The following is a 12,799-nucleotide window of genomic DNA, read 5'->3' as shown; positions in this document are numbered from 1 at the left end:
ATTAAAATGTTACGACGCGGCCCTGAGCCGCGTCGTAGGTTTTCTGGTCGTTTAAGTCTTATACTGCCTTGTAGGCTTTGATGACCGCCTCGACCTGTGCATCGTTCATGACCTTGAGCTGCTGGGGCGAGAGAGCGCCGGCCTGGGCGCTGTTCAGACCACCAATGGCAGCTGTGGAGAGACCGGCGACGGCATTTGCGCTGATCGCTTTGATTTCATCGGTCGAGAAGAGTGCCAGTTCGCTGCTGTTCAGGGTCGCGATCTGTGCGGAGCTGAGGCCGGAAACCTGATCGGAGTTGAGGGCCTTGATCTGGTCGGTCGACAGGGCCGCGAACTGTGCCGAAGAGAGCGCTGAGGCCTGTGCTTTGCTCAGGGCGGCGACGTTATCGGTGCTCAGCTTGCTGGCATCGAGGCCTGCGAGTGCCTTGGTGCTGATGGCCTTGACCTCGTCGGTCGAGAAGGTGGCAAGGCTATCAGAGGACAGGGCGCCAAGCTGTGCCGAAGACAGGCCAGCGATCTGCGTCTTTGTCAGTGCCGCGGCGTTTGCGGTGCCGAGGCCCGCGAGCGCCGCCGCGGAAAGACCGGCGATGGCATTTGCGCTGATCGCTTTGATCTCATCGGTCGAGAAGAGTGCCAGTTCGCTGCTGCTCAGGGTCGCAACCTGGGCGGAGCTGAGACCGGCGACCTGATCGGAGCCGAGGGCCGTGATCTGATCGGTCGAGAGAGCTGCGAACTGCGCCGTGGAAAGTGCTGCGGCCTGTGTTCTGCTCAGGGCGGCGATGTTACCGGTGCTCAGCTTGCTGACGTCGAGGCCTGCCAGTGCCTTGGTGCTGATGGCTTTGACCTCATCGGCGGAGAAGGTGGCAAGGCTGTCGGAAGACAGGGCGTTGAGCTGTGTCGAAGACAGGCCGGCGATCTGCGTCTTGGTCAATGCCGCAGCGTTTTCGGTGCCGAGACCGGTCAGGGTAAGACCGGCGATGGCATTGGCGCTGAGAGCCTTGATCTCGTCGGTCGAGAACAGCGCCAGTTCGCTGCTGCTCAGGGTGGCGACCTGTGCGGAGCTGAGGCCGGCAACCTGATCGGAGTTAAGGGCCTTGATCTGATCGGTCGAGAGAGCTGCAAACTGCGCCGAGGACAGTGCCGCTGCCTGCGTTCTGCTCAGGGCGGCGATGTTACCGGTGCTCAGCTTGGTGACGTCGATGCCTGCGAGAGCCTTCGTGCTGATGGCCTTGACTTCATCGGCGGAGAAGGTGGCAAGGCTGTCGGAAGACAGGGCGTTCAGCTGTGTCGAAGACAGGCCGGCGATCTGCGTTTTTGTCAGAGCGGCGGCGTTTTCGGTGCCGAGACCAGCCAGGGTAAGACCGGCGATGGCATTGGCGCTGATGGCCTTGATCTCGTCGGTCGAGAAGAGTGCCAGTTCGCTGCTGTTCAGGGTCGCAACCTGGGCGGAGCTGAGACCGGCAACCTGATCGGAGTTGAGGGCCTTGATCTGATCGGTCGAGAGAGCTGCGAACTGTGTCGAGGACAGTGCCGAAATCTGCGTTCTGCTCAGGGCCGCAATGTTGCCGGTGCTCAGCTTGCTGGCATCAAGACCGGCGAGGGCTCTGGTGCTGATGGCCTTGACCTCGTCGGCAGAGAAGGTGGCAAGGTTGTCGGAGGACAGGGCGTTGAGCTGTGCCGAAGACAGGCCAGCGATCTGCGTCTTTGTCAGTGCGGTGGCGTTTTCTGTACCGAGGCCAGCAAGTGCAGCGGCGGAAAGACCGGCGATGGCATTGGCGCTGATAGCCTTGATCTCGTCAGAGGAGAACAATGCCAGTTCGCTGCTGTTCAGGGTGGCGACCTGTGCGGAGCTGAGACCGGCGACCTGATCGGAGGTGAGTGCCTTGATCTGATCGGTCGAGAGAGCTGCGAACTGCGCCGAGGAAAGCGCCGCTGCCTGCGTTCTGCTCAGGGCGGCGATGTTACCGGTGCTCAGCTTGGTGACGTCGATGCCAGCGAGTGCCTTGGTGCTGATGGCCTTGACTTCATCGGCGGAGAAGGTGGCAAGGCTGTCGGAGGACAGGGCGTTCAGCTGTGTCGAAGACAGGCCGGCGATCTGCGTCTTTGTCAGAGCGGCGGCGTTTTCGGTGCCGAGACCAGCCAGGGTAAGACCGGCGATGGCATTGGCGCTGATGGCCTTGATTTCGTCGGTCGAGAACAGAGCCAGTTCGCTGCTGTTCAGGGTGGCAACCTGTGCGGAGCTGAGACCGGCGATCTGATCGGAGTTGAGCGCCTTGATCTGATCGGTCGAGAGAGCTGCGAACTGTGCCGAGGACAGTGCCGAAATCTGCGTTCTGCTCAGGGCGGCGATGTTGCCAGTGCTCAGCTTGGTGACGTCGAGGCCGGCGAGGAGCTTGGTGCTGATGGCCTTGACTTCATCGGCGGAGAAGGTGGCAAGGCTGTCGGAGGACAGGGCGTTCAGCTGCGTCGAAGACAGGGCGGCGATCTGAGACTTTGTCAGAGCGGCGGCGTTTTCGGTGCTGAGGGCAGCAAGTGCAGCCGCAGAAAGGCCGGCAATTGCATTGGCGCTAATGGCCTTGATTTCGTCGGTCGAGAACAGAGCCAGTTCGCTGCTGTTCAGGGTTGCAACCTGTGCGGAGTTGAGACCGGCGACCTGAGCCGAGTTAAGAGCCTTGATCTGGTCGGTTGAGAGGGCGTCGATCTGGCTGGTGTAAAGTGCCGTAACCTGAGACGCCGACAGGCCGCTGATCTGAGCGGAGCTCAGTTTTGCGATCTGGGTCAGGGTCAGTCCCTTAAAGGCGCTTACGGAAATGGCCCGGAGGTCTTCAGAGCTGAAGAGCGCAAGGTTATCTGTGCTCAAAGAAGCGATCTGAGACGACGAGAGGGCCTTGATCTTGGTGCTGTCAAGGGCATTCACGTCTTCAGAGGTTAGGCTGGCAATGGTGGACGTGGAAAGCTTGGAAATCTGCACAGCAGACAGTGAGGAAAGAATCGAAGTCATGAACGTGTCCTTTACCGAATGGCGACTGGTCACGCCTATCTGCCGCCAGACACTGCCCATGATGACAGCGGTCCGACATCCGCAAATAAAGCGAAATTGTGGAGAACATGGCTCATGTGAACCTGCGCTGGAAAGGCATCATGCAATTCGAGCCGGAGAACGGGGCCCGGATTTTCCACGCTAGCTTGTGCGAATGCCGCTTAATAATTTCCGCCGCTTAACATCTTCGCGACGTGCGTGTCATATCAGGCGAACATTTAAAGCCTAGTTAATATTTGGAGGGGGCGCGTTTATTCTTGATGTTTGCGTATCTTAGAGCTTTATAGAGTATAAAATTGCGAATCCAATTACCCAGTCGGTCGGTTTTCACTGCGGGAAACCAGATATGTCCGCGCTCGTATAAGTAGCGCCCGTTTGAGCAGGCGGGAGCGCAAGGGTTTAATGTTTATTGTCGGTCAAAACGGAACAACAATTCTTGTCGCAAGCTGATTCGCTGATGTAACGGGCGTCAGCCGCAGTCAATAATTTGCTTTGTCTCCTTTATATCGGGTGCCGTGAAGTTTGTTTTTAGGGAGAGGAAGCTGTGATTTCCCGTTTCGTGGATATGGCAATGCTTTAGGCGGGCAGACGCGGGCCGCGATGATCCGCCACGAATGCCGGCCGGTTTGGGTTCAGGGCGGTTGTTCCGATAGGAGGTCAACCCTCCGTATCAGGCATGATGGCGCAGGGCGTCGATGATCACCTTCATCGCCGGAGACATCTGACGCCTGCTCGGATAATAGAGGTGATAGCCGGTGAAGGGCTCGCTCCAATTGTCCAGAACCGCCTGCAATCTCCCTTCAGCGATGTGCGCCTCGACGAGGTCTTCCGGAACGTATGCGATCCCGTAGCCTTTCATCGCGGCGTCGATCTGGGAGATCGAGGAATTGAAGCTTAGTTGTCCGTCAACCCTGACCCGCAGCTCCCGCCCGTCCTTTTCAAATTCCCAGGCGTAAAATCCACCCCAGGTTGCCTGACGTGTATTGATGCAGACATGGCCGACCAGATCCTGGGGTATGACAGGGATGCCGTGTCTGACGAAATAGTCTGGCGAAGCCACGGCTCTCAGACGCCAGTCCGGGCCGATCCGAACGGCGATCATGTCCCTGTCGACGCTCTCGCCCAGTCGCACGCCGGCGTCGAAGCGTTCCTCGACAATATTGCGCATGCCATTGTCGCTATAGAGCTCAATACGAATGTCGGGATAGTTGGACAGGACGCGGCCCAGTTTCGGCCAGACGGTTGTTTGCAGGGCGTGATCGGACAGGGTGAGGCGCAAGGTGCCTGAGGGCTTTTCGCGAAAGGCGACGAGATCCGCCAGATCCGCCTCGATCCCCTGAAATCGCGGAGCGATAGATAAAAGCAGGCGTTCGCCGGCTTCCGTCGTGGCCACGCTGCGTGTCGTCCGCGTCAGCAGGCGCACGCCCAGCCGGGCTTCAAGCTGCTTGATTGTATAGCTCAATGTCGATTGCGATGTTCCGAGCGTCGCCGCAGCCTTCGTAAAGCTCCGCTCTTTGGCAACCTCCATGAACCAGAGGAGATCCTTCATATCCTCTCGCTGCATCAAAAACCTCTGATTAATATTGAATTTCGATAAGTCCATGCGAATTAGCACGGATTGTCCGCAAAGTCGCCCGGCAATATCTTCCCGCCATCGAAAGAAACCGGGATTTTAGTGGGATCTGGCGAATGACTCTCACCTATGACGAAAAGATGGGCAGCAGACATGCGGCATGGAGCGCCGTGTTTTGCATGACGCTCTGCGCCTTCGTGTTGATCGCTTCGGAATTCATGCCCGTCAGTCTGCTGACGCCGATCGCCGCCGATCTCGGCGTTTCAGAAGGTAATACGGGGCAGGCGATCTCCATCTCCGGCATCTTTGCGGTTATCACCAGCCTGTTGATTACCGGCCTGACCCGGCGGCTGGACCGGCGCGTTGTCGTACTCGGCCTCACGGCGCTCTTGATGGTGTCCGGCATCGTGGTCACCCTTGCACCGTCTTTCCCGCTCTTGATGCTTGGCCGGGCATTGCTCGGAATCTCGATCGGCGGCTTCTGGTCGATGTCCACCGCGATCGTGATGCGTCTCGTCTCCCATGATCAGGTGCCGAAAGCACTTGCACTGCTGAATGCCGGCAACGCGGTTGCGGCAACGGTTTCCGCCCCACTTGGCAGCCTGCTGGGCGCCTATATCGGCTGGCGCGGCGCCTTCTTTCTGGTCGTGCCTATCGGCCTGCTTGCGCTCCTGTGGCAATGGATCGTCCTGCCGGAACTTCCGCCGCGCCGCGCCCTTTCATCCGCGAATGTCTTCAGGCTGCTTGGACGTCCAGCCGTCACGGCGGGCATGGTCGCGATCCTGCTGTTGTTCATGGGTCAGTTCGCACTTTTTACTTATCTGCGGCCCTTTCTCGAGCAGGTCACGCGGGTCGAAATCACGATGCTGTCGCTGCTGCTGCTGATCATGGGATTGGCGGGGGCGGTTGGAACCTGGGTCGTCGGCCGGCTGCTGCAACACCGTCTCTTCAGCATTCTTGCGATCATTCCCCTGTTGATGGCCGGTATCGCGCTCTTCATGGTCGCCTTTGGCGACGCGAAACTTCCTGTCGCAGCCGCACTTGTCGGCTGGGGTTTCGTTGGAACCGCCGCACCGGTTGGCTGGGGCACCTGGCTGAGCTGCATTCTGCCTGATGATGCCGAGACCGGCGGCGGGCTGCAGGTTGCCGTCATTCAACTGGCGATCACGGCGGGGGCCTCGGTCGGCGGCATTTTATTCGACAGTTTCGGCTGGTGGTCGGCCTTCACACTGAGCGCATTGTTGCTCTGCGGTTCCTCGCTTGCCTCTTTTGTCGCCTGGCGGCTGGCGCGGAGGCGATCGTGAATGGTCGCCCGGCGGTTTTCGCCCGACGCATCCTGCTGGCGATGGCCGCCGCCTTCATCCTGCCCGGGCGAGCTTTCAGCAAAGGCGGGCCTAACAATCAGGAGAGGACCGATTTGAAGATCAAGCTGATTTTCGCAGAAAACACGATGATAGCGACGCTCTACAACAATCCGTCAGCCCGCGATTTCGCGTCCATGCTGCCGCTCGACGTCAGGATCGCTGACTTCGGCTCCAACGAGAAGATCGCCTATCTCCCTCGAAAGCTGACGGTCGAAGGCCACGGTCCGTTCGAAAACGAGCGACCTTACGACCTTTGTTATTACATGCCCTGGGGCAATCTCGCGATGTTCTATGCCGACTACAGGCATCCCGGCCTCATCCGGCTGGGACGCTTCGATAAAGGCTATGAAGCGCTTCATATCCCCGGGGAATTTCCGCTGCGCATCGAACGCGTCCAATGAACCGAACCACAACAGGAGTTCCCAGCATGAGCAAGCCAGTTGAAACTGATGAAACCTGCAATACCGGCAGGCGCAACCTGATGAAGGCAACGGGCATCGCCGTCGCCGCAATGGGCATGGTGCCGATGGCGAGCGCGACGCAGGCTTTCGCCCAAACCTCTTCATGGGACAAGGTCTTCCCGAAGAGCGACAATGTCGATCACCAGAAGGTCTCGTTCAAGAACCGCTACGGCATTACCCTGGCAGGTGACCTCTACCTGCCAAAGAACCGCGAAAGTGCGCCTTTGGCCGCCCTTGTCATCAGCGGCCCCTTCGGTGCGGTAAAAGAACAGTCATCCGGTCTTTATGCGCAGACCATGGCGGAGCGCGGATTTGCCGCGCTGGCGTTCGATCCCTCCTATACCGGAGAAAGCGGCGGCGAGCCCCGGAACGTCGCCTCGCCGGATATCAATACCGAGGACTTCAGCGCCGCGGTGGATTACATCGGGCTGCAATCCTATGTGGATCGCGAGCGTATCGGTGTCATCGGTATCTGCGGCTGGGGCGGCATGGCGCTGAACGCTGTCGCGGCGGACAAGCGCGTGAAGGCGGTCGTGGCCAGCACCATGTATGACATGACGCGGGCCATGTCCAAAGGCTACAACGACAGCGTTACCCTCGAACAGCGCGCACAGGCGCTGGAGCAGATGAGCCGGCAGCGCTGGCAGGATGCGGAAAAGGGAAGCCCCGCCTATCAGCCGCCTTATAACGATCTCAAGGGTGGCGAAGCGCAGTTCCTGATCGACTATCACGACTACTACCGGACGCCGCGCGGCTATCATGCGCGTGCTGTCAATTCGGGTAATTCCTGGACGCAGACGACACCCCTGTCGTTCATGAACATGCCGATCCTGACCTATATCGCCGAAATATCGCCGCGCCCGGTGATGTTCATCCATGGCGAGAAAGCGCATTCCCGATATTTCAGCGAGACAGCTTTCACTGCCGCTGCCGAACCGAAGGAACTCGTGATCATTCCGGACGCCAACCATACGGACCTGTATGACCGCGCCGACAAAATCCCGTTCGACCGGATCGCCGCCTTCTTCAGCCAGCATCTGGCCTAGAGGCCCGACCATCAGAACGTTGCGGCAGCCCCGGCTATTGCCATTTCTTGCTGCCGCCACGCTAAGCCACGCATCAGGCCGACGCGCTCGTGCGCGTCGGCGGGGTCAAGGTCGCCGGCTCTAGTCCAGCATCACCATATGCGCCGGCAATTGTTCCTCGAAGAATTTCGAGAAGGTCGCGATACGGGGCGGCAGCGTCTGATAGGGCGGATAATAGAGCGTCAGCCAGAGTTCGGGCGGCGCCCAGCCGGGCAGGACATGAACGAGCCGGCCGCTATGGATATGCTCGGCGATATTAAATCCCGGCAGCATCGCCACGCCCGCGCCATCTGCCGCCATATCGGCCAGAACCTCGCCGCTATTGGCGCTGAATGCGCGGCCGGCCGAGATGGCGATGCTCGATCCGCCGTCTGACAGGACCCAGTTCTCCCGCCGGCTTTCACCGCTATAGGCAAGGCAATCGTCAGGGGTCAGTTCGCTTGGATGTTCCATCTGCGTGAAGCGGCTGCCCGGTGCCGCCACCAATATTCGCGGCACGGCCCTGATCTTGCGCCAGATGGTGAATTTGTCTGACGGGGCGGACGAGATGCGGATCGCCAGATCGTAGTCGTCATCCACGATATTGATCAGGCCGTCCGACAGGGAAATCTCGAAGCACATTTTTGGATAGAGTTCCCGGAAACCCGACAGGATCGGCGGCAGCACCGTCTTGCCAAGCCATGTCGGCGCGCTGATCCTCAGGCGCCCCTCATCGGCCTTATGGGCGTTGCGGACATCGCGCCGGGCGTTCTCAAGCGCCTCGACCGCCGGCTGGATCTGTGCGGCGAAGATGGCGCCGTCCGTCGTCAAGGAAACCTGTCGGGTGGTGCGGACAAACAACTGCACACCGAGATCGTCTTCAAGCGCGGCAATCGCACGGGTGACGGCAGCCGCCGTCATGCCCAGTTCACGGGCGACCTGCGCGAAGTTGCGCTTTTCGGCCGCCATCAGAAAGGTTTTCAGAGCTTTATGGTCGTTCATCTCTATTATTTCAAAAATCGCAATTCATTCGAGAGAAATATTGCAATTCCGCGATGCAATCAAGCGGGTTACATCTCTGTCCATCGAAACGGACACACCAACAACGAAAGGCGCCGCCGATGATCAAGGATATCAAGGGCCTGCACCACGTCACCTCGATGGCGTCGGATGCGCGGCAGAACAACAGTTTCTTCACCGATACGCTCGGCCTGCGCCGGGTCAAGAAAACCGTCAACTTTGACGAACCCAGCGTCTATCACCTTTATTACGGCGACGAAAATGGCACGCCCGGCACGGTCATGACCTATTTTCCCTTCGCCAACATGATGGCCGGCCGTCCCGGCGTCGGCGAGGTGGGCGAGACGCAGTTTTCCATCCCGAAGGGTTCGCTGGGCTTCTGGAAAGAGCGCCTGCTTGCCAAAGGCGCCGCCGGCCTTCAGGCCGACACGGTTTTCGGCGCCGAGCGCCTGCGCTTCACCGGTCCCGATGGCGATGGACTTGCGCTGATCGAAACGGAGAATGATGCCCGCGCCCCCTGGCTGGCCGAGGGTATTTCCGAAGACAGCGCCATACGGGGCTTCACCGGCGCGCGCTTCAATCTGAACGACACGGCCGCGACTGAGGAACTCCTTCGTTTCATGGGCTATGAACGGGCTGATGCTGAAGGCAATGTGACGCGCTTCATCATTCCCGGCGGCAACGGGGCCGACACGATCGATCTTGCGGCCCTGCCGAAGACGCCCTTTGCCCGTCCGGGGGCAGGTTCGGTCCACCATATCGCTTTCGCAGTCGAAAACCGCGAAAAGCAGCTGGAAGTGCGCAAGGCGCTGATGGATACGGGCTATCAGGTCACCCCCGTCATCGACCGCGATTATTTCTGGGCGATCTATTTCCGCACGCCGGGCGGCATTCTGTTCGAAGTCGCCACCAATGAACCCGGTTTCGACCGTGACGAGGATACCGCGCATCTGGGCGAAGCGCTCAAGCTGCCGAGCCGCTACGAGCCTTTCCGCAACCAGATCGAGGCCAACCTCGCTCCCCTTGCGGCATAAAGCGGGTCTCTGATCCGCGTCCACTGACCAAAACAGATTTATACTTTTCAAGACGGCTGCCCCTGCCGGGCAGCCGACCGGCGAAGCCTTCCTAGTTTCCACCGCCGTAGATCGGCAATCACCACCTGAACGGAGAACTGAAAATGTCCAAGCTCGAAGTCCTTACCCCCGCCAACAGCCAGCTCATCTTCATCGACCAGCAGCCGCAGATGGCTTTCGGTGTGCAGTCGATCGATCGCCAGACCCTGAAGAACAATGTCGTCGGCCTCGCCAAGGCGGCAAAGATTTTCAACATCCCGACGACCATCACCACGGTTGAAACGGAAAGCTTCTCCGGTAACACCTTCCCGGAACTGCTCGCGGTTTTCCCGGAAAACGACATTCTCGAGCGTACCTCGATGAATTCCTGGGACGACCAGAATGTCCGCGATGCGCTGGCGAAGAACGCCGCTGGTGGCCGCAGGAAGATCGTCGTCTCCGGCCTGTGGACGGAAGTCTGCAACACCACCTTCGCACTCTCGGCGCTCCATGATGTCGCGGATTACGAGATCTACATGGTGGCGGACGCCTCCGGCGGCACCTCTCTCGACGCGCATAAATATGCCATGGACCGCATGGTGCAGGCCGGCATCATTCCCGTGACCTGGCAGCAGGTGCTGCTCGAATGGCAGCGCGACTGGGCACGCAAGGAAACCTATGACGCCGTCACCGCACTGGTGAAGGAACATTCCGGCGCCTACGGTATGGGCATCGATTATGCCGTCACCCATGTCCACGGCGGTGCCGAGCGCGTCAAGCACGGCAAGCGCATCGGCCCCAACCCGGCCAAGAAATAAGCTTTCAACCACGCCGCGCCGGCAGGATCGTCATCCAGTCCGGTGCGGCTTTTACCCATCGAGGAGGTTTCGATGAAAGTCTATCTTCTGTCCCTTGGCGCCGGTCTGCTGGTCGGCATCGTTTACAGCCTGCTCAATGTGCGTTCTCCCGCACCACCCGTCATCGCTCTCGTCGGTCTGCTCGGCATATTGGTTGGAGAGCAGATCATCCCTTTCGCGAAGACGATCGTCGGTAAGGAACCGGCCGCCGTTTCGTGGATCAACCAGATCAAGCCGCATATGTTCGGCCATATGCCGAAGGGTGGCGCTGAAACAACTGGCCTTGCCGAGGTCAAACAGCCTATCAACCGGGAGAGAAGCTGATGCCGACACGACGCACCTTTCTTGGCGCGGCTTCGAGCCTTGCCTTTCCGAATCTGTTTTCACCGGCTAAGGCCGCTGATCTCATCAAGACCGGAGGTTCTTCCATGCATCCAGATACGATCCTTCACAACGGCCGCGTCACGACGCTCGATCGCGGCAATCCGAATGCAACGGCAGTGGCCATCAAGGATGGCCTGTTCCTGGAAGTGGGAAGCGATGCCGAGGTCATGGCCCTTGCCGGGCCGGATACGAAGATCGTCGACCTGAAGGGCAAGCGGGTTCTGCCCGGCCTGATCGACAATCATACCCACGTCGTGCGCGGCGGCCTGAACTTCAACATGGAACTGCGCTGGGATGGCGTGCGCTCGCTTGCCGATGCCATGGACATGCTGAAGCGTCAGGTGGCTATTACCCCGGCCCCGCAATGGGTGCGGGTCGTGGGCGGTTTCACCGAGCATCAATTCGTTGAAAAGCGCCTGCCGACCATCGAGGAAATCAATGCGGTGGCGCCGGATACGCCGGTCTTCCTGCTGCATCTCTACGACCGGGCGCTGCTGAACGGCGCAGCGCTTCGTGCCGTCGGTTACACCAAGGATACGCCGAACCCGCCCGGCGGCGAGATCACCCGCGATGCGAACGGCAATCCGACCGGCCTGCTGCTCGCCAAGCCGAATGCCGGCATCCTCTATTCGACGCTCGCCAAGGGGCCGAAGCTGCCTCTCGATTATCAGGTCAATTCCACCCGCCACTTCATGCGCGAGCTGAACAGGCTGGGTGTGACCGGCGTGATCGACGCGGGCGGCGGCTTCCAGAATTACCCTGATGATTACGAAGTGATCCAGAAGCTGTCGGATGAGAACCAGATGACGGTTCGGCTGGCCTACAACCTCTTCACCCAGAAGCCGAAGCAGGAGAAGGAGGACTTCCTCAACTGGACGTCATCGGTCAAATACAAGCAGGGTAACGACTACTTCCGGCACAATGGTGCAGGCGAAATGCTGGTCTTTTCCGCTGCCGATTTCGAGGATTTCCGCCAGCCACGGCCGGACATGCCGCCGGAAATGGAAGGCGAGCTTGAAGACGTTGTCCGGATTCTGGCGGAAAACCGCTGGCCCTGGCGTCTGCACGCCACCTATGACGAGACCATTTCGCGGGCGCTGGATGTCTTCGAAAAGGTCAACCGGGATATCCCGCTCGAAGGGTTGAACTGGTTTTTCGATCATGCCGAAACCATCTCCGACCGCTCGATCGACCGCATCGCCGCGCTTGGCGGCGGCATCGCAACCCAGCACCGCATGGCCTATCAGGGCGAATATTTCGTTGAACGGTATGGCCAGGGCGTGGCGGAGGCCACACCGCCGATTGCGCGGATGCTGGAAAAGGGCGTGAACGTTTCGGCCGGTACGGATGCAACACGCGTCGCCTCCTATAATCCGTGGGTGTCGCTGTTCTGGATGGTGACGGGCAAGACGGTGGGCGGCATGCAGCTTTATCCGCGCGCCAACTGCCTCGACCGCGAGACGGCGCTGCGCATGTGGACCGAAAAAGTCACCTGGTTCTCCAACGAGGAAGGCAAGAAGGGCCGCATCGAAAAAGGCCAGTTCGCCGATCTCGTGGTGCCGGACAAGGATTATTTCTCCTGCGCGGAGGATGAAATCTCCTTCCTTACCTCCGAACTGACCATGGTCGGCGGCAAGATCGTCTATGGCGCCGGCGACTTCAGGACGCTTGATGAAAGCAATATTCCGCCGGCGATGCCCGACTGGTCGCCTGTGCGAACCTTCGGCGGTTATGCCGCCTGGGGTGAGCCGCAGGGTGCCGGAAAGAACTCGCTCAGACGGGCGGCGATCTCGTCCTGCGGCTGTGCCAGTGATTGCGGTGTGCATGGTCACGACCATGCCGGCGCATGGACGTCGAAACTGCCGATTGCCGATCTGAAGGGCTTTTTCGGCGCTCTCGGCTGCTCCTGCTGGGCGGTCTGAGGCTGATTGGCAAGATAAATCCAACGGGCAGTGGATTGCCGCTGCCCGTTGTCTGCGAAAGA

General features: G+C 59.7%; 10 protein-coding genes. 7 read left to right on the top strand and 3 right to left on the bottom strand.

Going from position 1 to position 12,799, the window contains the following annotated elements; translation table 11 throughout:
- Positions 1 to 58 precede the first annotated feature (58 nt).
- Together QRN60_RS15595 and QRN60_RS15590 are read right to left on the bottom strand one after the other, a co-directional pair.
- Positions 59 to 3,001: a beta strand repeat-containing protein gene (locus QRN60_RS15595; RefSeq protein WP_112295898.1), complete on the bottom strand. Its 2,943-nt coding sequence runs from the start codon at positions 2,999 to 3,001 to the stop codon at positions 59 to 61.
- 709 nt (positions 3,002 to 3,710) lie between these two features.
- A complete protein-coding gene (locus QRN60_RS15590) occupies positions 3,711 to 4,604 on the bottom strand; it encodes a LysR family transcriptional regulator (protein ID WP_035213264.1) in 894 nt (297 codons plus the stop codon).
- Positions 4,605 to 4,729: 125 nt separating this feature from the next.
- Here QRN60_RS15590 and QRN60_RS15585 point away from each other — a divergent pair, with 125 nt between their 5' ends.
- The 3 genes from QRN60_RS15585 to QRN60_RS15575 are packed head-to-tail and all read left to right on the top strand — an operon-like array spanning position 4,730 to position 7,484.
- Positions 4,730 to 5,917: an MFS transporter gene (locus QRN60_RS15585; protein ID WP_112295885.1), complete on the top strand. Its 1,188-nt coding sequence runs from the start codon at positions 4,730 to 4,732 to the stop codon at positions 5,915 to 5,917.
- Positions 5,914 to 6,378 carry a cyclophilin-like fold protein gene (locus tag QRN60_RS15580; protein ID WP_111792738.1) on the top strand — a complete coding sequence of 155 codons (465 nt, stop codon included), beginning with the start codon at positions 5,914 to 5,916 and terminating at the stop codon, positions 6,376 to 6,378. The genes QRN60_RS15585 and QRN60_RS15580 overlap by 4 nt, the downstream gene beginning before the upstream one ends.
- A gap of 26 nt (positions 6,379 to 6,404) precedes the next feature.
- Positions 6,405 to 7,484, top strand: a complete 1,080-nt coding sequence (locus tag QRN60_RS15575; protein ID WP_112295884.1) for an alpha/beta hydrolase — start codon at positions 6,405 to 6,407, stop codon at positions 7,482 to 7,484.
- A gap of 120 nt (positions 7,485 to 7,604) precedes the next feature.
- Here the strand turns inward: QRN60_RS15575 and QRN60_RS15570 are convergent, their stop codons facing one another.
- On the bottom strand, positions 7,605 to 8,504 hold the full coding sequence (locus QRN60_RS15570) for a LysR family transcriptional regulator (protein ID WP_003508348.1): 900 nt from the start codon (positions 8,502 to 8,504) through the stop codon (positions 7,605 to 7,607).
- 119 nt (positions 8,505 to 8,623) lie between these two features.
- Between QRN60_RS15570 and QRN60_RS15565 the strand changes: the two genes are divergently transcribed.
- From QRN60_RS15565 to QRN60_RS15550, 4 genes are all read left to right on the top strand, one after another.
- Positions 8,624 to 9,556: a VOC family protein gene (locus tag QRN60_RS15565; RefSeq protein WP_080864639.1), complete on the top strand. Its 933-nt coding sequence runs from the start codon at positions 8,624 to 8,626 to the stop codon at positions 9,554 to 9,556.
- Positions 9,557 to 9,699: 143 nt separating this feature from the next.
- The gene (locus tag QRN60_RS15560) at positions 9,700 to 10,392 is read left to right on the top strand and encodes a hydrolase (protein WP_087746307.1); all 693 of its coding nucleotides are present in this window, start codon (positions 9,700 to 9,702) and stop codon (positions 10,390 to 10,392) included.
- A gap of 72 nt (positions 10,393 to 10,464) precedes the next feature.
- Positions 10,465 to 10,755 carry a XapX domain-containing protein gene (locus QRN60_RS15555; RefSeq protein WP_087746309.1) on the top strand — a complete coding sequence of 97 codons (291 nt, stop codon included), beginning with the start codon at positions 10,465 to 10,467 and terminating at the stop codon, positions 10,753 to 10,755.
- On the top strand, positions 10,755 to 12,737 hold the full coding sequence (locus tag QRN60_RS15550) for an amidohydrolase (RefSeq protein WP_020010106.1): 1,983 nt from the start codon (positions 10,755 to 10,757) through the stop codon (positions 12,735 to 12,737). The genes QRN60_RS15555 and QRN60_RS15550 overlap by 1 nt, the downstream gene beginning before the upstream one ends.
- Positions 12,738 to 12,799: the final 62 nt, after the last annotated feature.

It is taken from the genome of Agrobacterium sp. CFBP2214 (assembly GCF_030209895.1).
Classification (GTDB): domain Bacteria; phylum Pseudomonadota; class Alphaproteobacteria; order Rhizobiales; family Rhizobiaceae; genus Agrobacterium; species Agrobacterium radiobacter.
The sequence above is the reverse complement of the archived record's forward strand: the minus strand, read 5'-3'. Positions and strand labels throughout refer to the sequence as shown.